Source organism: Spirosoma profusum (assembly GCF_014699005.1).
In the GTDB taxonomy this organism is placed as follows: Bacteria; Bacteroidota; Bacteroidia; order Cytophagales; family Spirosomataceae; genus Spirosoma; species Spirosoma profusum.
Genome location: NZ_JACWZY010000029.1, coordinates 97,495 through 117,898 on the forward strand (window position 1 = coordinate 97,495; position 20,404 = coordinate 117,898).

The 20,404-nt window shown below is 47.3% G+C and carries 16 protein-coding genes; 8 read left to right on the plus strand and 8 right to left on the minus strand.

Annotated features, from left to right (window positions below; translation table 11 throughout):
• Window positions 1-76: 76 nt before the first annotated feature.
• Both IC229_RS26665 and IC229_RS26670 read right to left on the minus strand, forming a co-directional pair.
• Window positions 77-1,822 (minus strand): GMC family oxidoreductase, encoded by a 1,746-nt coding sequence (locus IC229_RS26665; RefSeq protein WP_190890679.1) that lies wholly within the window; start codon window positions 1,820-1,822, stop codon window positions 77-79.
• A 206-nt stretch (window positions 1,823-2,028) separates the two neighbouring features.
• A complete protein-coding gene (locus tag IC229_RS26670; protein ID WP_190890681.1) occupies window positions 2,029-2,550 on the minus strand; it encodes a hypothetical protein in 522 nt (173 codons plus the stop codon).
• Window positions 2,551-2,730: 180 nt separating this feature from the next.
• Here IC229_RS26670 and IC229_RS26675 point away from each other — a divergent pair, with 180 nt between their 5' ends.
• Both IC229_RS26675 and IC229_RS26680 read left to right on the plus strand, forming a co-directional pair.
• Window positions 2,731-3,345 (plus strand): trimeric intracellular cation channel family protein, encoded by a 615-nt coding sequence (locus IC229_RS26675; protein ID WP_190890683.1) that lies wholly within the window; start codon window positions 2,731-2,733, stop codon window positions 3,343-3,345.
• Between the two features lie 185 nt (window positions 3,346-3,530).
• Window positions 3,531-4,130, plus strand: a complete 600-nt coding sequence (locus IC229_RS26680) for a CAP domain-containing protein (RefSeq protein ID WP_190890684.1) — start codon at window positions 3,531-3,533, stop codon at window positions 4,128-4,130.
• A 217-nt stretch (window positions 4,131-4,347) separates the two neighbouring features.
• On the opposite strand, the gene IC229_RS26685 is transcribed toward IC229_RS26680, so the two are convergent.
• Together IC229_RS26685 and lpxK are read right to left on the minus strand one after the other, a co-directional pair.
• Window positions 4,348-6,369 (minus strand): putative porin, encoded by a 2,022-nt coding sequence (locus IC229_RS26685; protein WP_190890686.1) that lies wholly within the window; start codon window positions 6,367-6,369, stop codon window positions 4,348-4,350.
• Between the two features lie 117 nt (window positions 6,370-6,486).
• Window positions 6,487-7,542 (minus strand): tetraacyldisaccharide 4'-kinase, encoded by a 1,056-nt coding sequence (lpxK, locus tag IC229_RS26690; protein WP_190890688.1) that lies wholly within the window; start codon window positions 7,540-7,542, stop codon window positions 6,487-6,489.
• Window positions 7,543-7,627: 85 nt separating this feature from the next.
• Here lpxK and IC229_RS26695 point away from each other — a divergent pair, with 85 nt between their 5' ends.
• Complete coding sequence (locus IC229_RS26695; protein WP_190890690.1) at window positions 7,628-8,734, plus strand: o-succinylbenzoate synthase; 1,107 nt, start codon at window positions 7,628-7,630, stop codon at window positions 8,732-8,734.
• Between the two features lie 4 nt (window positions 8,735-8,738).
• On the opposite strand, the gene hemF is transcribed toward IC229_RS26695, so the two are convergent.
• From hemF to IC229_RS26710, 3 genes are all read right to left on the minus strand, one after another.
• The gene (hemF, locus tag IC229_RS26700) at window positions 8,739-9,659 is read right to left on the minus strand and encodes an oxygen-dependent coproporphyrinogen oxidase (protein WP_190890692.1); all 921 of its coding nucleotides are present in this window, start codon (window positions 9,657-9,659) and stop codon (window positions 8,739-8,741) included.
• A 57-nt stretch (window positions 9,660-9,716) separates the two neighbouring features.
• Window positions 9,717-10,343, minus strand: a complete 627-nt coding sequence (locus IC229_RS26705) for an AlbA family DNA-binding domain-containing protein (protein WP_190890693.1) — start codon at window positions 10,341-10,343, stop codon at window positions 9,717-9,719.
• A gap of 308 nt (window positions 10,344-10,651) precedes the next feature.
• On the minus strand, window positions 10,652-11,134 hold the full coding sequence (locus IC229_RS26710) for a hypothetical protein (protein WP_190890695.1): 483 nt from the start codon (window positions 11,132-11,134) through the stop codon (window positions 10,652-10,654).
• Between the two features lie 651 nt (window positions 11,135-11,785).
• On the opposite strand from IC229_RS26710, the gene IC229_RS26715 reads away from it, so the two are divergent.
• The 5 genes from IC229_RS26715 to IC229_RS26735 all read left to right on the plus strand — a co-directional run bounded on the left by IC229_RS26715 (window position 11,786) and on the right by IC229_RS26735 (window position 19,799).
• A complete protein-coding gene (locus IC229_RS26715; RefSeq protein WP_190890697.1) occupies window positions 11,786-13,483 on the plus strand; it encodes a CTP synthase in 1,698 nt (565 codons plus the stop codon).
• Between the two features lie 123 nt (window positions 13,484-13,606).
• Entirely contained in the window at window positions 13,607-15,460 is a 1,854-nt protein-coding gene (yidC, locus tag IC229_RS26720; protein WP_190890699.1) for a membrane protein insertase YidC, read from the plus strand.
• Between the two features lie 92 nt (window positions 15,461-15,552).
• Complete coding sequence (locus tag IC229_RS26725) at window positions 15,553-17,352, plus strand: tetratricopeptide repeat protein (protein ID WP_190890701.1); 1,800 nt, start codon at window positions 15,553-15,555, stop codon at window positions 17,350-17,352.
• A gap of 87 nt (window positions 17,353-17,439) precedes the next feature.
• Window positions 17,440-18,732, plus strand: a complete 1,293-nt coding sequence (hemL, locus tag IC229_RS26730; RefSeq protein WP_190890702.1) for a glutamate-1-semialdehyde 2,1-aminomutase — start codon at window positions 17,440-17,442, stop codon at window positions 18,730-18,732.
• Window positions 18,733-18,791: 59 nt separating this feature from the next.
• On the plus strand, window positions 18,792-19,799 hold the full coding sequence (locus IC229_RS26735; RefSeq protein ID WP_190890704.1) for a glycosyltransferase: 1,008 nt from the start codon (window positions 18,792-18,794) through the stop codon (window positions 19,797-19,799).
• 446 nt (window positions 19,800-20,245) lie between these two features.
• Here IC229_RS26735 and IC229_RS36180 read toward each other — a convergent pair whose 3' ends face one another.
• Entirely contained in the window at window positions 20,246-20,347 is a 102-nt protein-coding gene (locus IC229_RS36180) for a hypothetical protein (RefSeq protein ID WP_394355989.1), read from the minus strand.
• Window positions 20,348-20,404: the final 57 nt, after the last annotated feature.

A 20,404-nucleotide genomic window follows, 5' to 3' on the forward strand; every position in this document is an offset into this window, starting at 1 on the left:
GTTCCGGATTGTGCCGGTCGTCGTTATGCTTCCTTTAAAAGAAAAACGACAACCAGAACTACCGAAAATGAAGTAGTTAAATATTCTTTTGTTTAACCTGGTCAATTAAATACTCGGATGTACGCATGGAAGACGCCAGAATGGTCCACGTTACGTTCTTATCGCCCTGCGACGGGAACGGTGCCGCATCGACCACAAACAGGTTTTTCACATCGTGCGCCTGCTGATATTTGTTCAATACCGAGTTTTTGGGATCATTACCCATCCGTGCGGTTCCTACTTCGTGAATAATCTGACCCGGAAGCGCCAGACCATAATTGTTGGATGCATCCGGCTTATTGCCCAGCGCAATACCGCCCATCGAATGAATAATTTCTTCGAAGGTATCCTGCATGTGCTTGGCCTGCTTGATTTCGTGTTCCGACCACTTGTAGTTGAAACGTAGCACCGGAATCCCGTATTTATCCACTACGTTCGGGTCAATTTCGCAGTAGTTACTTTCGAGAGGGACGGGTTCACCACGACCGGCCATACCGACATACGCTCCATAGAAGCGCCGGTAATCGTCTTTCAGACTGGCACCGTAACCACCGCCCGGTTTCAGCTTACCATCACGACCTGGAATCATGCCGTTCATATCTTCGATACCCCAGCCAAATCCATAGGCGGGCATACCCATTCCACCCCAGTACTCAATGTGATACCCACGTGGGAAATCCAGTTTCTTATTATCGAGCCACCAGGGCGTGAATACGTGCATCCCACCAACACCATCTTCGTTGTAGCGCTTGCGGTCCATCAAAGCCGGAACAAATGCCGAGCGGGACGCGCCCGTTGAGTCGTTTATGTATTTTCCGACTACACCACTGCTATTAGCAAGACCCGTTTGGAATCGGCTCGATTTGGAGTTGAGCAGTAAACGGGCAGTTTCGCCAGCACTGGCAGCCAGCACTACGGTTTTGGCCTTAACGGTGATTTCCTGCAACGTTTGCGTATTAACGTAGCTGACACCTGTTGCCAGACCGGTTGCAGGGTCGGTTATGACTTCGCGCACCATCGCTCCGTTGATGAGCGTTACGTTGCCCGTTGCCATGGCTGGTTTCACCAGCACCGACGAAGACGAGAAATCGGCATACGCCTGACAGGCACGTCCGCACTGGCTGCAATAAAAGCACTGACCGCGCTCATTATTAATGGGTTTGGTCAGAATCGATAGCCGCGACGGAATCACCGGAATGCCGATGCTACGTGCCCCTTTCCGAATCATCAGTTCGTGCAGACGAGGTTTGGGTGCTGGTAAAAAGATACCATCGGGTTCGGAAGGCATATTTTCAATAGAGCCGAATACACCGATAAGCCTGTCGACGCGGTCGTAGAATGGCTTGATATCGTCGTAACCAATGGGCCAGTCTTCGCCCACGCCTGTCATGCTTTTCCGACGAAAATCATCGGGTGCGAAACGTAGTGAAATACGTCCCCAGTGGTTGGTACGTCCACCGAGCATCCGCGACCGAAACCACATGAAGTTAGAGCCTCTCGCGTTCGTATAGGGTTCACCTTCGATGTCCCAGCCTCCCCAGGCCGCGTCGAAATCGCCGAACGCACGGGTAGTTCCCGCGCCCCGTCTTGGCGATTCCCAAGGCCATTTCAGTTGGGTAATATATTTAGGATCAGCTGGGTCGAAATAGCCACCCGCTTCCAGTAGCACAACTTTGGCCCCAGCTTTCGCCAGCGTATAAGCCGCCATGCCCCCTCCTGCCCCCGAGCCAACAATGGCGACATCGTATTGCGTCGGTGGTTTTTGTATCTGAAATGACTTCATGTAATTAGGTAATGGTTAATACGTTTCAAGCGGAAAAATAACGCTATTCTCTGTCTAAAAGAAAAATATTTTAAAAACTACCCCTATCTCAGGCAGGCCTCTCACTATCCATTATAACGATGATAAACGTAATTATAGTAACGAACATACTGATAATTAGTCAGTCACATTGACCCTTACGCATTGGTGAATAGTTGCCTTCGTATTCAGAAGCTCCTGCCAAAACTTATTCCGAAGAAAACACCCCTGGAGCGGCTATTCTCCTGGCTATTGAGAACAATAAATGGATTTACTATGACCCGAAAACAGGATGGCCCCCTCGGCTCCTGAAGCCGATAAGCAATGACAGGGGAAACAAATATATTGGCTGAGCCAGCACCAGGATAATTCGTATCATAGTTACGTCCCACTGATGAGCTTAAGCCTAACTCCAGATGGTTTTTCCGTTGGCCCAGAAGTGCATAAAGTTGACCAACAACTCTTGATTGCATTAATTTTACTCCGGCCAGGCTACCTCCTGCCCGATACCCAAATAACCAGTTCAGTTTCGGAGACGTAGCAATTATTCGATCATAATTAAGCGAATACAACGGATTAGACCCGCCCAGTTCCAGATAAATAGCATTACGTGCCTGGAACGGAAAAGGCTTATCCTGAGCCAGTATCGGAGACTCAAAAACAGCGAACAAAAGAATCTGGATGCGGAAAAAGTGTACACATTTTGTCATGCTTCCCATGACCTTTTTAATTGAGTTACGGTTGTAAGAAACTAGTTATGCGCGTGTCTGGAAAGCAAAATTTTATCTGATTATCCATCGTATCAGTAAACAGGACTCGATCCCATTTACTTTTGCGGATTCATAGAAACGAAGCGCTTTCGCCATGCTTCTTAATTGCCTGTTACATCCATGTCTATCTGGTACATAATCGATTTAGTAGGAACAAGTGTCTTTGCTATTTCAGGAGCCCTGTCTGCCCTAAGTAAGAAAATGTACCATGATATAATTGCCATACTTTTTATTGGCTTTCTAACAGCCGTCGGAGGTGGGACAATTCGGGATGTGATTATGGGAGCTTATCCAATTGCCTGGATACGAGATCCGAATTATTTAATTGTCATTATTACCAGCGTTAGCCTTGCGGTTTTTTGCCGCAAATGGTGGCGTGGAGCCCTCAAACGTCCTTTACTTATTTTCGACACTATCGGTCTTGGCTTATTTACCATTCTGGGGATGCAAAAAGCGCTTTTAGTGGGCGTAAATGATTGGGCCGCTATTCTGCTTGGTATCATCACTGCCCTTTTCGGGGGTGTTATTCGGGATACGTTAGTGAACGATTTGCCACTTATTTTAGATCGGCAGCTTTATGTTACCCCTTGCCTGGCGGGGGCGTTACTATATCAATTGAACAGATTCTTAGGTCTGGACTCAACGTTTAATCTGATTTTGTCGGCATGCCTTATCACGCTGGTTAGGTTAATAGCGATTCGGAAAGACTGGACGTTACCACGTATTGAAAACTGATACGTATAAGGCTAAAAAATCACCGTTTTTGCTTCAAGTTACAATAGGTCAAGTCAATGTTACAATAGTGAAAGCCTATCGCACTAAGTGCTCCTACCTTTGATACGTTGGAAATCCTTTCATACGCACATTGGCTTTACTGTTTAGTAAAAAAAAATCTGATTTAACCTTTAACGTTTACCTATATGAAGCCTATTAACTTAGTTGGGTTAGCCGTCCTGCTGTGTGCTACGGCCGCCTGTCAATCGGATAAGGAAATGAATACAAATCCTGAACCCATCATGTCTTCGATCTATCAGGAAGATGATAAGGGAAGTCTGGATTTTACGCCCAATCTGGCCGGAGCGCGGGCAGCTGCGGCTACCAGTGCGCAGCAGACAGAAATACTCAACAGAATCAATGCGATACGGGCCAAACCCTGTACTTGTGGAGGCCGCTCCTATCCAGCAGTACCCGCCTTAACACTGAACAACCAGTTAAACACAGCAGCTGATAAGCACGCTGTTGACATGGCTTCCAAAAACTACTTCAGTCATATGGGTAGGGATGGATCAGATCCTGGAACTCGTATAAAACGCGAAGGTTACGCCTGGTCAACCTATGCTGAGAACATTGCTGCTGGGTATACCGCGTCTGCACAGGTAGTAGATGGCTGGCGCGCGTCAGTAGGGCATTGTCAAAACATAATGAATCCAAACCTCAAACATTTAGGCGTCGGATACGGATACAGCAGCAGTAGCACTTATAAGTATTACTGGGTAGCTTTGTTCGCCAAGCCGAAGTAGTCTTTGCCCCGGATATGTTCAAAATCAAAAGCCCCGACCAATATTGGCCAGGGCTTTTTTTTGACCAGCAGTACACCAGCATAAATGAGGCCATTTGGAAGAAAGATACGTAATCACTGCTTGATCGACCTACTAAGCTAGAACCAGAACAAATATTGTAAAATGTCCGTAAATCAATACTAGGTCGCTAGGTGTTACGTTACAGGGAAATTGCCAGTTAATCAAACAGATACCAGTCGACGCCGAAGGAGAAACCGCGACGAAGTTGTAGATAATCAGGAGCCACAAAATAACCCTCCTGGAATACGCCCTGATTGGCGTGGGTTAGTTTCACGAACAGGCGCGTCCGGTTAATACGCAAATTGGCGTACACATCGGCCAATATGTATCCTTCCACCATCTGACGATTCTGTAGGTAAAATTGCTGTGTGAGCGGCATATAGGCATCAGCGTAATAGGGTGATTTATAATGCAAATCGACACCAGTCTGAATGTAAAGCACTTTGGCATACAGAAATTCAAACTGTATGCGGGTGTTCATGAAAAAGGGCGGCTGACGTAACACATCGGGCCCCGACTGCACCGTATAGAAACCCTGTCCGGCAATCAAAAATTTGCCTAGTTGAAAGTGGTAGCCCAGACCGGTTCTGATGATACTTAAGGGAGCCTTTTCCTGAGTTACTACGCCCGCCGTATCGAAATAAATGAAGTTTTTTACCAGATAATAATCCAGTTGCGGTTGCAGGCGAATGCGGTTGTTACCAAGATTCAGTTTTCCATAAGCGTGGTAGTAGTTACGTAGTGTTAGCGGATTCGAATTTTTATCGACGCCGTTCCAGAAGTACACTTTACTTTGAAAACGTTCCTGTAACAACGTTGGCTCAACTTGCAGAATGGAGCCACCGGCCGTCAGAAATTTACTCTCAAGCTGACCCTGTACGCGATAACTACCTCGCGTTCCAAGTTCAGCCTCAGCCGTAAACCTTGACAAACTGTCGGGGAAATAATAGCCTGCCCATCCGCCCACAAACGTTTCTGTTCTCGGTGTTTCGTACTCATTGTAAGCACTGCGGGAAATATTATAGCGCGACTGCTGACGATAATTCCGGATGCGAAGGTAAGCCCGATAGTTGAACGATGCGCCTTTAAACTGAGCAACACCTTTTATACCGAACTGATTTTCAAGGAGTCGAAAACGGGCCTTGTGTTCAATACGTGACGTATCACCGAGAATATCCGGGTAAAATTGCAACGTATCGCCGGTGGGAGTACGGGCATATCGGTTCAGCGCCAACGTATCATCCTGGTAAAAATTCCGGTGCGTCTGATAATCGAACCGGTGATAGAGCTGAAACCCTTTTTGAAGCACGTACTGGTGATAGGCGTGCCAGTCGTTTCGGATTTCCCAGCCGTGCGGCCCCTGTACCGCCGAACTACCACTACGTAAGCGGGGGTCACCTGTGTAATTGTACACAATGGTGGAACCATCCACAGCCTGCCCAGGCAACACCCCCCCCTGCTCGTCGACGCTGTGGTTCATGTTGATAAAATGCGCCAGCAGCGTGTATTTATCATTTTTCGAGCGATAATTCGTGTGCAGTAATACGCCCCAGTTTTGCGCCAGAAATTTAAATGGGTTGGCGGAGCCGCTGGTACCGAACTGTTTTTCAGCCGTAAATCGCTGGACGTTAAAACCGGCGTTCCAGCGGGGCGAAATGTTCTGCGCCATATCGAACCGCAGAATATTCTGATCATTCCCACCCAGCGCGAGATACATATCGGTGAAGGGCGATTTCGTATCAAAATACTTCACGTCCATCGTCTGAAACGCGTAGGGCGAAAAGACCGAATAGCCCGGTTGTGCGCCTAACTGCTGTGGAACGGGCAGGTATATCGAACGCATCGGCGTACCGAGCGAACCCAAATCCTGGTATAAATTCTGATTACGTTGAACGTAGGTAAATCGATGAACATCGTCCATCGTCGTGTCGAGGGTATAAAGTTTCCGGCGATTGTTGAAAATGTCGTCTTCGAGTACGTATCGGGTCGATTTTGGACCGTAGATAACTTTTGTTGAATCATCGATTCCGTTATTGCTAGAACCCGTATTACCTGAGAATGAACCCGGTTGTGCCTGTCGTCCGCCAAAACCGGCAGGAAAGCCCCCCGGAAGCTGCTGTCCCCAGCCCTTCATCGATAGAACAACACTAATAAATAAGACCAAAAAACACTGCTTCATCAGATCAAAAGTACGCCAAAACCCCGGATACACGATATACTACGTTTCGCGGCTTAAGGATTTTTAACGAGGACTTCAAAGAGCGAAAGAGTGAGCTGCCGGATGGTATTCGCTCTTTCATTCTTTCGCTCTTTCTAAAAACTGCGTAAACGCTGAATCCTGGCCGGGTAAAAATTGCATGGCCACAGGCAGGAAGTAAAGAGGTAATGCGCTTCGTTCATCGGTTGTCAATAGAGTATCCAGTTTCACCCAGTCTTTCTCAGTCGTCAGCAGGGCCGCTCCCGATGGTAACGCAGTAATCAGTTTGTCCAGGTCGTTTCGGGTATAAGCGTAATGGTCGGCAAATCGCTCATGGTGAATCAATTGATACGTCTGACGAACGTATTGTTCCAGCGGTTCAGCCCTGGCCAGCCCCGACACCAACACGACCGGCGGCAGGGACGTAACGGTCTGCTTTGTTGCAAACGAAACGGGATCTTCATACTGTAGGCCAGCAAAAAAAACGGGTGTTTCGGGTCGGCAATACGTTCGAATTTGGCTGGTGATACGTTGCTGTTCCGTTTCCCACAGGTTGGCTGGGCATTTTGTCACCACGATACCATCGGCCCGACGGGCACTGTTACGTCGTTCGCGAAGTCGCCCGGCCGGAAATGGGTAATCTTCGTAAAAAGGCCGATTATAGTCCATCAACAGAATATTCAGTTTCGGCTGTACAGCACGGTGCTGAAACGCATCGTCGAGCAGAATTTGCTTTGTTTCGGGGAAACGGTCCTGAATCGTGAGAATGGCATCGGCCCGCCGTTCGCCCACCGTCACCTGAATAGCCTGACCAAACTTGCGATACAATTGTAAAGGCTCATCGCCAATGGTGGCTGCCGTATCGGCGTCGGTAGCAACTCGGAATCCTTTGGTCTGTCTACCATATCCCCGGCTCAGGGAAACGATACGTTTGGGAACATTCAGGGTTGGAGATAACGACCGTTTAATCAAAAACTCAATCATAGGCGTTTTTCCTGTTCCGCCGACGGTAAGATTACCTACGGAAATTGTCGGCAAAGACGGTCTTAGCGAACGGATTAACTGACTGTCGTATAGCCAATTACGGATATCGGTTATCCCACCATATAGCCAACTGGCTGGCAGCAGCAGCCATTTTCCTTTAAAATACTTCACTAATAATTTCGTAACATTGCCTTTTCTGAAAAGTCAAATGTAGTACTTTTAGGCTCAGAATGCCCGCCAAGAATTTACTAACCCAATGAGTTTGCAAGTCGACTACCTGAAACATACGTTGCACTTTCGCTTCGAAGCGGGTACGTCGCGTGGCACCCTCACGCAAAAGACTTCGTACATCATCCGACTGCGCGATGATGAGCAGCCACACGTAGTGGGTTATGGCGAGAGCGGGCCATTGGTGGGCCTTAGTTACGACGACCGCCCTGATTTTGAGGAGTGTTTGGCACAATTCTGTCGGGAGTTCAACGCGTTGGATCTGGAGTTGTTTCCCTGGAACCTGCCCATCATTCTCACGCAGATAATCAGTCCGCAATTTCCAAGCATCCTGTTTGGCTTCGAAACGGCCATGCTTGACTTTCTGTCAGGTGGAAAACGGATTATTCAGCCGTCTGATTTCACTGAAGGCCGCCACCCCATCCCTATCAATGGGCTAATCTGGATGGGAAATCCTGCCTTCATGAAACAACAAATTGAAGAAAAGCTACAGGCGGGTTACACTACGTTAAAACTAAAAATTGGTGCGCTCGATTTTGAGCAGGAATGCGACCTGCTACGTATGATTCGGGAGCGATTTACTGCCCAGCAGATTACGCTACGTGTAGATGCGAACGGCGCTTTCCATGCTAACGAAGCTATGACCAAACTCGAACGACTCGCTACGTTCGACTTACACTCGATAGAGCAGCCAATAGCCGCCGGTCAGTCTGACCTAATGGCAGAACTGTGCCGGCACACACCCCTGCCTATTGCGCTCGATGAAGAACTGATTGGTCAGATGGAGTACGTTCACAAATTCAGGTTGCTAAAGAAAATTCAGCCCCAGTTCATTATTCTGAAACCAACCTTACTGGGTGGCCTGCGCCACTGCGACGAGTGGATAGAAGTCGCGAATCGGCTTAATATTGGCTGGTGGATTACTTCGGCGCTTGAATCGAATATCGGGCTTAATGCCATTGCGCAGTACACGGCGCAGCATAAGCATCTGTTACCGCAAGGGCTAGGTACTGGCCAATTGTATACTAATAACTTCGGCAGCCCACTTTCTCTGAATCAGGGGTTTCTTTATTATGATCCGGCGCAGGTCTGGAATCTGGACGTACTAACCGAGAAAGTTTCCGACCATTCTTAGCCATTTATAGCTCTTCGGCCCAGTCTACGCCCTTTCGGAGGAGTTCCAGCGTCTGTTCTTCCCGGCTGCCAGGTGCTACTGTGAAATTATAGTGCCAGTTGGCCTGAGGTGGCATACTCATCAATATAGACTCGGTACGTCCATTAGTTTCCAATCCGAATCGGGTGCCTCTATCCCAAACCAGGTTAAATTCGACGTAGCGCCCCCGACGTAGTAATTGCCAGTTTTTTTCCTGCTCCCCGTACGGCAATTCGTGATTATTACGCATGAAGTGAGTATAAATGGGGGCAAAAGCATTCCCTACGTCCTGAACAAATGAAAATAGTGAAGCTTTGTGAGAATCGTCGGCTGGACGCAGATAATCGAAAAAGATGCCTCCAACACCCCGGGTTTCCTGCCGATGCGGAATATAAAAATAGTCGTCGGCCCAGGCTTTAAACTTTGCGTAGTATGCCGACTGGTGAAAGTCACAAATGGATTTGAGGTATTGATGAAACCAGCGGGCGTCGTCGGCCACTACGTAGTGGGGTGTTAAATCGATTCCTCCACCAAACCAGTTATGGCCGCTGCTCATCTCAAAATAGCGGACATTCATGTGAATAATGGGGACCATCGGGTTATGTGGGTGCAATACAATCGATACGCCGGTCGCATAAAATTCGGCGGGTTCGGTCAGATTCAGCACACGTAACGTGGCTTCAGTAGCTTCGCCATGAACGGCCGAAAAACCAACTCCTCCTTTCTCAATAATTGTACCGCCACTCATTATTCGCGAGCGTCCCCCGCCCCCACCCGGACGTTCCCACAAATCTTCCTGAAACCTACCGGTGCCATCAGCTTCGGTCAGCGCCAGGCAAATACGGTCCTGAAGGTCTTTAAAAAAAGCGGTAATGGTTTCTCGGGTAACGGGCTCTTGAACGGTCATAACACCGCAAATGTCGTAAGAATGGCTGATTTATCAGCAATGTTGGCCAATTAGTAACTATACGGTTACCTGCAATGCGAAACGCACCGGACGCGCTTTATCGATCATGATCAACAATCCCTGCACCGACAATTGCCGAAGTAACTTACTGGCCCGATAGTCTGAAATATTGACCAGTTTGGCAAATCGGCTGGCAGAAATATCATCGTTTTTGCGAAGATATTGGATCAACGCCCGAACGGTTGCCGATTTTAGTAGTTCAGGGGTAGCCTGGTTGGTCGACTGAATCAAATTATTGGTTGGAACTGACTTATCTCTCACTCGAACGTAGAGCATACGTTTGCCCACTTCGTCGCGAACGTAGTGTGGTTTCTCATCACTATCGGGCACTTCGACCAGCAACACCAGCCGTCCATCGGCTGATAGGGTTTCATAACTAATCGATAATACAGGCTCTATTAGTCGTTCAGTTGCGTCTTCAAGTTTGCTTACCTCACGAAATTCTGACGGCACACCTACAATTTTACCATCGTCGGCCACGCCAATTAACAACGTACCACCTGTTGTATTTGCAAACGCAGCCAGCGTTCGCGCAATACGATACGCCGACGATAGTTCTCGTTTAAATTCAAGTCGATTATTTTCTCCTGATGCAATAAGATCATCTAATTGATTACGTGTCATAGCGGACTAACTTCAGTACATGAAACTATGTTTTAACCATCCAAAATCATGAATATGAATAAATATAAAAATGAGTGAATTGCATGTAAGCTCATTTTTATTCTATTAAATCAATTAGTTCGTTTTCTTAAGTTACGAAAACAATGTAGCCTTTTCACAAGAGCGTTTTTAACACAATTTCCCTACAGTTTCTACACTAAAAATAGTACGCTACGTTATCTGAGCAATAAAAAAAGCGAGCCAATTAGCCCGCTTTTTTAACGTACCAGTCGTTTTATCGGTATAGTACGTACTAGTTGATACGTTTTTTATTCGCCAATCGGATTTTGACGTTTCCGTCCGCGCGGCTTGCCGGTATATTCAGGTTTGGGACTATCGCTCGCCAATTTAAGTTCGTAACCCGTTACGCCGTTATCATAATCAAATGACTTAACCGTAAAACTATATTTCGATTTAGCATAATCAATTCCGCCTTTCTGTAGAATAAAGGGTAATGAAATAGCGTGGCTTTTAGCCGCTTTCGCCAGTTCAAACGTCTCCCCTTCTTCGCCACCCGCTGGTATTAAATAGAGCGATTTAATTTTACGCTTTCCATCCTGTGTACCTACTTTAAAACGGTTATTTTCTGGATCGAAGCCCAATTGAGAGGCCGATTTGTCAGGAAAAACAAGTTTACCGCCTGTTGAAATATAGCCCGTAACAGGAGCTTGCTTAACCGATTTCTTTTTCTCTTTTTTCTTTTCTTCGCTGTTCTCGTCTGGCGAAAAAAACCGAATTTGTTTAGCTTTCATTTTCAATTTCTTTATTGTTTAAAACATCCTTCCGACACAAATATAGTGGACGTTCCAACGAAAAAGTCAAATTTATTTTTTAACTTTTATTAAAATAAGCTTATTAGATGCTTACATATCATTTTCAACAGTTATGCAATAGACCGTAAGTATATCTATTGCCAATTCCAGCGACGTAGCATATCTAACTTAAGTGTTATTTAATGGCACAGGATCTTTGATTTCAATGAGCAAATTAATTAATCAACACCACTAACTAAATCCTTATTCCGGCAATAGAAAGTAAAACATTATTTCATCATATAATTCTGTGAGATGCAGTATTTATACCTATACCAAATCCGTAAATCGTATTATATTCCTGCTTAGTTGGCCAGGCGATTTTTACTGATATTTCACCAGCAACTATTTGCCAACAATGCTTATAAAAACCCATTTTGCTACGTTCTCATATGAATATACGGCCTGAGATTTACGAAATGATTTCCACAAAAAGAGCTGTGGTGGCAACGTAGCGATAAAGTCGATGCAGTATCCGGTTGAGCAGTAGGGCATTAGAAAATATTGGTGATTTTTCCGAGGGGGCTCCTCAATTTTCTCCTTTCGACTCCTTATCTTTACATCCCGTAACGACCAAAACAGGTTTCAATCATGGCGGCTACGGGACCCAAATCCGCAAAATACATATTTGTTACAGGCGGGGTAACTTCATCACTTGGCAAAGGCATTATTGCCTCTTCACTCGCCAAACTGCTTCAATCCAGAGGACTTACGGTAACGATTCAAAAATTCGACCCGTATATTAATATCGATCCTGGCACGCTCAATCCTTACGAACACGGCGAATGTTACGTTACTGACGATGGCGCCGAAACTGATCTCGATCTCGGGCACTACGAGCGGTTCCTGAACCGGCCAACGTCACAGGCGAATAACATCACAACCGGACGTATTTATAACAACGTCATCACCCGCGAACGCCGGGGCGATTTCCTGGGAAAAACGGTGCAGGTTGTGCCGCACATCACTGATGAAATCAAACGAAATATCAGACTGCTGGGCGAAACTGGTGAGTACGATATTGTTATTACTGAAATTGGCGGCTGCGTGGGCGACATTGAATCGCTGCCTTTTGTTGAAGCAGTACGGCAATTAAAATTTGAACTGGGCGAACACGATACGCTAGTGATTCACCTGACACTGGTTCCATACCTGCAATCGGCGGGTGAGCTAAAAACCAAGCCGACTCAACACTCGGTACGTATGCTGCTCGAAAATGGTGTTCAGCCTGATATCATCGTTTGCCGTACGGAACACCCACTTCCGCAGGATATCCGAAAGAAAATTGCCCTGTTCTGTAACGTACAGGTCAGTTCGGTTATTGAAGCCATTGATGCCCAAACCATTTACGACGTACCGTTGCTGATGCAGAAAGAGCGACTCGACCAGCGCGCTCTTTACATGATGGACCTTTACAACGACAAAGATGCCGATCTGGATGTCTGGAAAAGTTTTCTGGCGCGACTCAAAAATCCCGGCGATGTGGTACGTATCGGACTGGTTGGCAAATACGTAGAGCTGCACGACGCTTATAAGTCTATCGCTGAGTCGTTTATACATGCTGGGGCTACCAACGAATGTAAAGTAGAATTGGAGTGGATACAGTCTGAAACGCTGGTCGACGAACACCATTGCGCGGAAGTCTTGAGCCAGTTGGATGGTGTGCTGGTGGCACCTGGTTTTGGCGAACGGGGTATTGAAGGTAAAATAAATGCTGTTCGCTACGTTCGTGAGCAGGGTATTCCGTTCCTGGGTATCTGCCTGGGTATGCAAATGGCCGTGATTGAGTACGCCCGCAACGTAATGGGTATTTCTGAAGCACACTCAACCGAAATGGAGCCGCACACGGGCACGCCGGTTATTAGTATGATGGAAGCGCAGAAAAGCATTACTGATAAGGGCGGTACCATGCGCCTAGGGGCCTATGCCTGCAAACTAAAACGCGATTCGCTGGCGCACCAGATTTACGGAAAACTCCAGATCAGTGAACGCCACCGGCATCGTTACGAATTTAACAATGATTACCTGGAAGCCTTCGAAAAAGCAGGGCTACGACCAACTGGTACGAATCCGGAAACGGGGTTAGTAGAAATTGTAGAACTGGCTCAGAGTCAGCATCCCTGGTTCGTAGGTGTGCAGTTTCACCCGGAGCTGAAGAGTACCGTCATGAATCCTCATCCGCTTTTTGTACAGTTCGTACGGGCTGCGCTTACCTATAGTCAGCAGAAAAATGCGGCTCCATCCAATCTGGCAACCGCCGGTGTAGAAACAGCCGAAGTGGTTGATTAACCGACGGATTGGCGTAATTTTGCAAAAAAAGTGGCTAGTCGTCAGTCAATAATCGTTAGTGATCTTTAAAGGAATTACTATCGACTATCGACTGTTGACTAGTACCCGACGACTTAAAACTAAATGGATCGTAATCAAATTATTGGCATTGTCCTGATTCTGGCGATGCTGGTCGGCTACCAGTTGCTGGTACCGAAACCCGCGCCCGAAAAGGAACCGGCTCAACAAACTCAGACTACCAAACCAACCACGGCTTCGGCGGCCGCAGCCGCTGTCGAAAAAGCGGGACAACCGCTCGATTCAGCCGCAGCTAAGGCACAGTTTGGTGATTTTGCGGCAGCAGCTACTGGTGAAACCCGCGATATTGTTCTCGAAAACAAAGACATTAAAGTAACGTTCAGCACGCAGGGTGGCCGCGTGAAAGAGGTTGTACTGAAGAAGTACAAGACTTACAATCAGAAACCACTGGTACTGATTGATAATGAGAGTAGTAAAACGCTGCTCGAATTGCCGACCAGTCGAGGAAAAGTTAACCTGCACCAACTTTATTATCAGACTACCAGCCAGAATAGCCCGGATAACGGTCAACCCAAACAAATTACGTTCCGCGCCGACGTAGCACCTGGTCAATCTGTTGAGCAAACCTACACCTTACCTGCTGAGGGATACGTATTGGATTACGGTTTGAAATTAAACGGATTAGGAAACTCCGTTGGCAATGGCGACATCCGGTTCTTCTGGGAGGATAAGATGCGCCAATATGAAAATGATCTGGCCAACAACCGTCGGGCGGCAACGATCAACTACCTTTCGAGCGATGAAAATTTTGACGGACTGAAAGAAAGCGAAAGCAACGAAGAAACAACCGTTGACGAACCTGTGCAGTGGTTCACCATCAAGCACAAATATTTCCTGTCGGGCTTTGTCGCTAAAAATGCGCCACTCACCAAAGCCAGTTTCAAAACTTTAGTCGATCCGACTGACAGCAACGTAGTGAAGACGGCTGTTGCCGACGTAACACTGCCGCTGGCCGACGTAAAAGCGGGAAAAGGTCAATACAAATTCTACTACGGCCCCAACGATTTTCAGTTATTGGGCGACGTAGCGCCCGAATTTGACCGGAACGTTTACCTGGGTTATTCGATTCTGAAGCCGATCAACAAGTATTTCTTTGTGCCTGTTTTCAACCTGCTGGAGAAGGGTATTTCGAATTATGGCTTGCTCATTATTGTGCTTGTCATCTTTGTAAAGCTTTTGTTAACACCGTTAACCTACAAGTCATACATCAGTATGGCTAAGATGCGGGTGCTGGCTCCCGAAATCGAAGCCATTAAAGAGCGAGTCGGCGACGACATGACTAAACAGCAGTCGGAGCAGATGAAGTTGTATCAGGAAGTAGGCGTTAGTCCACTGAGTGGTTGTGTGCCGGTACTGGCAACCATGCCAATTCTGTTCGCGCTGTTCATGCTATTTCCAAATCTGATTGAACTCCGGCAGAAACCATTTCTGTGGGCAGGTGACCTTTCGACCTACGATGCGTTCCTTACGTTCCCGACGCTTCCCTTTATTGGCGGTCACCTGAGTCTGTTTACTGTATTGATGACGATATCGTCGATTGCATACGCCTATTATAACAATCAGACCACGCCTACCCAGCCAGGACCGGTGAATATGAAAGCGTTGAGCTACGTATTCCCGCTAATGTTTATGTTTGTGCTGAACTCGTATCCAGCAGGTTTGACTTTTTATTATTTTGTATCGAACGTAGTGACCATCGCCCAGCAACAACTGATTCGGCGCTTCGTTGACGAAGAAAAAATCAAAGCGCTCCTGGACGAAAATCGGCGAAAAAATGCTACCGGTCAGGGCAAGAAACCCGGTGGATTCCAGGCGCTGCTCCAGAAACAACTCGCAGCCGCCGAGGAAGCCCGCAAACAGGCCGACGAAGCTCAAAAACGAGCTAAACAGAAGAAATAAGTCCACTGTTTTCAGTTTACTGTTATCCGTTTACAGTTGGCTGACGCAAATACTGTAAACGGATAACAGTAAACTGAAAACGCAAACAAGTCATGAGTGGTAGCAAGGGTTGTTGTATACGATTGGTCTTTCTGACGGGTCTGTTGAGCTGGCAGGTTACCATGGCGCAACCATCAACCGACAACCAGAAACGCTACAAAACTGCCGTGCAACTGGTACGTTCCGGCGACTATGAGAAGGCCAAAACCGAACTGAACCTACTCATTCAGCGCGATGGGCCGCTCAGCCCATATGCTCACTATTACTACGCTCTGGCCGCATTTCGACAAAAGAACTTTCCGCAGGCACAGGCCATGCTGAAACAGTTGCAGACCCGTTTCTCCGATTGGAACAAAGTAGATGACGCTCAGTACCTGCTCGCTGCTGTCAGTATGGAAATGGGTCGCCTTGAAGACGGAGTAGCCGCACTACAGTCTATTAGCGACGCCAAAATTCGGGCCGAGGGAATTAAGCTGGAACAGGCATTTATAGGACGTATCACCGACCTGAAGCGCCTAAAAGCATTAAACAAAGAATTCCCCGACGACCGTGCCGTTGGATTGGCACTCATCGACTTACTCCAGCAAACCGCGACTGACAAAGAAGACCTCGAATTGTCTGACCGACTTACAAATCGGTTTGGCGTACCTAACATTGCCTCAACGCGCTCGACAGCACCCGTATCGGCTACACCATCAGCTTCCGCTACGTCCGTTCCTGTTCGCGCTAACCGCGCTAAAGGCTATTATAACGTAGCACTATTATTTCCGTTCCGGCTGGATGAATTCGACGCAGAGAAACGAGCACGGACAAATCAGTACGTCTATGATCTGTACAATGGCATTAAAATGGCCAAGACTAAGCTACAGGAGGAAGGCATCACGGTCAATTTGTTTGCTTACGATATCGAGAACGACGCGAATAAAACCCTCGAATTAGTTAACAGCCCAGCCTTTGCCCAGACTGACCTCATGATTGGGCCTCTCTACGTTGAACCGAATCGAATAGCATCAGCTTACGCCAGCCAAAACAGTATTTTACTGCTTAATCCTATCGCTACAAACAGCGATCTGGTAGCCAATCAGCCAATGGCTTTTCTAGCTCAGCCATCGCTAAATCAGCAGGCGCAACAGGCGGCTAAACAGGCAGCCTCTTTAATACGTTCGGAAGTGAAAGTGGCAAACGACCTCAGTAGCCGTCGGGTAGCCATTTATTTCGGTACATCCCGAAAAGATTCGCTCCTGGCACTGGCCTATCAGACCGAGATGCAACGGCAAAATTATCAGGTTGTTGATTTTAGAAAATTATCGGGGACAGCCCAGGCTATGGCCGACGCTATGTTGCAGCAACCCGGTTCGACAACTCGTCCAGTCAATAGTTCGCAGGTGGCAGGTGCCACACTGGGACATATTTTCTTTGCCAGCAGCAGTGACACCGATGGTCAGCGGTTGCTCGATGCCCTGAGCCGCAAGAAAATCAACGGTCCCGTTATGGCTACTTCCACTGCTTTTGACATGTACAGTGACGCTACCGCTACGTTCACCAAACGGAATTTATACCTGCTTTACCCTGACTTTATCGACGTAACGCGGGAACCTGTTGTTACATTCCAGGAGCAATACGTTGCCAAACGTAACACTATACCGTCGGTTTTTGCAAGTCAGGGTTACGACATGATGCTATTTTTCGGCCGTCAGCTAGCCAAGAACGGAAGTTCATTACGTAACCGAAGCATGTTACGTTCCGACACCGACGATTATCTCCTCTCCGGATTCGATTACACGCAAACCAACGACAATCAGATCGTCCCTATCGTTAAATTCACCGACGGGCGGCTGGTAAAAATTGAATGAGCGAAAGCGTGAATGAATAAGTGAATAACTGACGCAAAATTTCCTGTCGGATGGTATTCACGCTTTTACGCTTTCGCTCTTTGACACATGACTACAAGCGAACAATTATTTGAAAAAGCAAAAACCCTGATTCCGGGAGGTGTAAACTCGCCGGTTCGGGCGTTTCGAGCCGTCGGGGGCTCTCCCCTTTTCATCAAGTCGGCCAAAGGGCCATTTCTTTACGATGAAGATGGTCGGCAATATATCGAACTCATCAATTCCTGGGGCCCAATGATTCTGGGGCATGCTTTCGAACCGGTCGAAAAAGCAGTTCGGGATGCCATTCAGCATTCGTTTTCGTTTGGGGCTCCCACCCGAAAGGAAGTCGAGATGGCCGAATTGATTACGTGGATGGTGCCATCGGTTGATAAAGTCAGGATGGTAAACTCTGGTACAGAGGCCACAATGTCGGCAATTCGGGTAGCCAGAGGGTTCACCGGGCGCGATAAGCTTATCAAGTTTGAAGGCTGTTACCACGGCCACGGCGATTCGTTCCTGATTGCTGCGGGTAGCGGAGCCGTTACGATGGGCGTTCCCGACAGTCCGGGCGTTACCAAAGCCACAGCCGCCGATACGTTAACAGCTCCTTTCAACGACCTTGCAGCTGTCGAACTGCTTTTCGAAAACAACCACAATCAAGTGGCCGCCGTAATTCTGGAGCCGGTGGTTGGAAATATGGGCTGCGTACTCCCCGAACCAGGTTTTCTGGAAGGTATCCGAGCTCTTTGCGATAAACACGGCGCAATCCTGATTTTCGACGAAGTAATGACAGGTTTCCGATTAGCGAAAGGTGGTGCTCAGGAACGTTTTGGTATCCTGCCTGACTTAACCACGATGGGGAAAATCATCGGTGGAGGGATGCCAGTCGGCGCCTACGGTGGTCGAGCCGATATCATGAACCAGGTTTCACCGGCTGGTCCTGTTTATCAGGCCGGTACGTTATCGGGCAATCCCATCGCGATGTCGGCAGGACTGGCGATGCTACGTTACCTTAACGATCATTCGGACGTTTATATGCAACTGGAAGCTATAGGTAATAAACTAGTTGCGGGCTTCAGTGCTACGTTCGAGAAGTTTGGCATGACCTATACGATAAACCACATTGGTTCGATGTATACGCTGTTTATGACCGACCAGCCTGTTACCAATTTCTCGGAAGCGAAATCCTGCGATTTACGTTCGTTTGGCCGTTACTTTCACGCTATGCTCGATCGGGGTGTTTACCTGGCTCCGTCGCAGTTTGAGAGTTTATTTCTGTCGACGGCGCTAACTGATACGTTGGTCGAACAGGTTATCCAGGCTAACGAGGAAAGCCTACTAGAAGTGATGAACGATATGTGATGAGCGATGAGTGGTTAGCCTGTTTGTCATTCATCACGTATCATTTATCACTTAATACTGTGTTTTTCTCCGTCATAATTCCTGTTTTCAACCGCCCCGATGAGCTGCGGGAGCTGTTATACACGCTGACTCAGCAGACGTATCAGCAGTTTGAAGTATTGGTGATTGAAGACGGTTCCCGAAACAAAGCCGACGACGTAGTGACCGCCTTCAACGACCGGCTCACGATACGTTATTTTTACAAGGAAAATTCGGGACAGGGATTCACTCGTAATTATGGTTTCGAACGCGCACAAGGAGATTATTTTGTCATTTTCGATTCTGACGCGCTCATTCCTCCTCACTATTTTGAGGCCGTTACTGAACGACTTTTACACGATAAGTTAGACGCCTATGGCGGTCCTGACGCTGCCCACCCTGATTTTACGTCTGTTCAGAAAGCTATCAGCTATTCCATGACGTCGCTATTTACGACGGGAGGTATTCGGGGAAGTAAAAAAAACCTTGGCGGTACGTTCCATCCCCGCAGCTTTAATATGGGTCTTTCGCGGCAAGTCTGGGAAGCTACGCGCGGGTACAAACTCAGCCGCATGGGCGAAGATATTGAGTTCGCGATACGTATCATCGAAAACGGCTTCCGAACAGGGCTCATTCCCGATGCCTTTATTTACCACAAACGCCGGACGAATTTCGGGCAATTCTTTCGGCAACTACGTTTCTTTGGCCGGGCCCGCATCAACATCTCACGCTACTACCCTTCTGAGTTAAAGCTGGTTCATACCTTTCCAGCTCTCTTTACGCTCTTTGTTTTTTCGGTACCAATAATGGCGCTAATTCATCCCATATTGTTTAGCCTGGGAATTGGCATTTTAATACTATTTTCAGTATTGATTCTCCTGGATGCGACCCGTAAAGAAAAAAGTCTCTACGTTGGCCTACTGAGCATAATAGCCGCTTTTGTTCAGTTGATTGGCTACGGAATTGGTTTTATACAGGAAGGCTGGAAACGAATCCGCGAACCTAAAAGCTTCCGTGAAACCGGAGCAACAATTGAGTATCCCTCCTGACAAAGCTTACGTAATACTCTGTTGATTGGAACCCGTAGTAAAAACAAGAAAATTTTCCTGTATCGTAACTACTTATTGGTTCCTTTGAGTTTACCGGTTAATTTGGTGCAAACTGGATATGATTCTTAATTCGTCATATATAATCTCCGAGAAGTTTAGTGGTTGCTGGAATACCAGCCATCCAGGGGATTATTGACGTTTGTATATAGCCAAATAAAAAGCCCTCGGATCATATTGATTCGGGGGCTTTTTATTTGCTATGGGTTGGAATCTGTAGGAATTGTTTCCTATGAATTCTCTTTATTGATGCGTGAATTAATCCGTAAAGAAGGCGACCTCCTTCTGATGGAAGAAGACCTGAACTAGTTTTCGATTCGTCTCCAATAAACTAACCTGCTCCAAGACGGCCAAGGTCAGATCGTTTAAGGATAGAAATACCCGGTTTTTCAATCGCTGTTTGAGCTGATTCCACACAACTCGGTCGGCTTTAGCTCGGGACTATAGGCGGGCAAACGTTCTAAATGAACTCGACCAGGGTGCTCTGTCAAGAACGCTTTAACGGCTTCTCCACGGTGAAGCGAAGCGCCATCCCAGATGATAAGTAA

Coding starts and splice junctions, on each gene's coding strand:
- yidC (WP_190890699.1), top strand. CDS start 13,607: ATGGATCGTAATCAAATTATTGGCATTGTCCTGATTCTGGCGATGCTG.
- IC229_RS26725 (WP_190890701.1), top strand. CDS start 15,553: ATGAGTGGTAGCAAGGGTTGTTGTATACGATTGGTCTTTCTGACGGGT.
- IC229_RS26675 (WP_190890683.1), top strand. CDS start 2,731: ATGTCTATCTGGTACATAATCGATTTAGTAGGAACAAGTGTCTTTGCT.
- IC229_RS26710 (WP_190890695.1), bottom strand. CDS start 11,134: ATGAAAGCTAAACAAATTCGGTTTTTTTCGCCAGACGAGAACAGCGAA.
- hemL (WP_190890702.1), top strand. CDS start 17,440: ATGACTACAAGCGAACAATTATTTGAAAAAGCAAAAACCCTGATTCCG.
- IC229_RS26665 (WP_190890679.1), bottom strand. CDS start 1,822: ATGAAGTCATTTCAGATACAAAAACCACCGACGCAATACGATGTCGCC.
- IC229_RS26695 (WP_190890690.1), top strand. CDS start 7,628: ATGAGTTTGCAAGTCGACTACCTGAAACATACGTTGCACTTTCGCTTC.
- IC229_RS26715 (WP_190890697.1), top strand. CDS start 11,786: ATGGCGGCTACGGGACCCAAATCCGCAAAATACATATTTGTTACAGGC.
- IC229_RS26685 (WP_190890686.1), bottom strand. CDS start 6,369: ATGAAGCAGTGTTTTTTGGTCTTATTTATTAGTGTTGTTCTATCGATG.
- IC229_RS26670 (WP_190890681.1), bottom strand. CDS start 2,550: ATGACAAAATGTGTACACTTTTTCCGCATCCAGATTCTTTTGTTCGCT.
- hemF (WP_190890692.1), bottom strand. CDS start 9,659: ATGACCGTTCAAGAGCCCGTTACCCGAGAAACCATTACCGCTTTTTTT.
- IC229_RS26680 (WP_190890684.1), top strand. CDS start 3,531: ATGAAGCCTATTAACTTAGTTGGGTTAGCCGTCCTGCTGTGTGCTACG.
- IC229_RS26705 (WP_190890693.1), bottom strand. CDS start 10,343: ATGACACGTAATCAATTAGATGATCTTATTGCATCAGGAGAAAATAAT.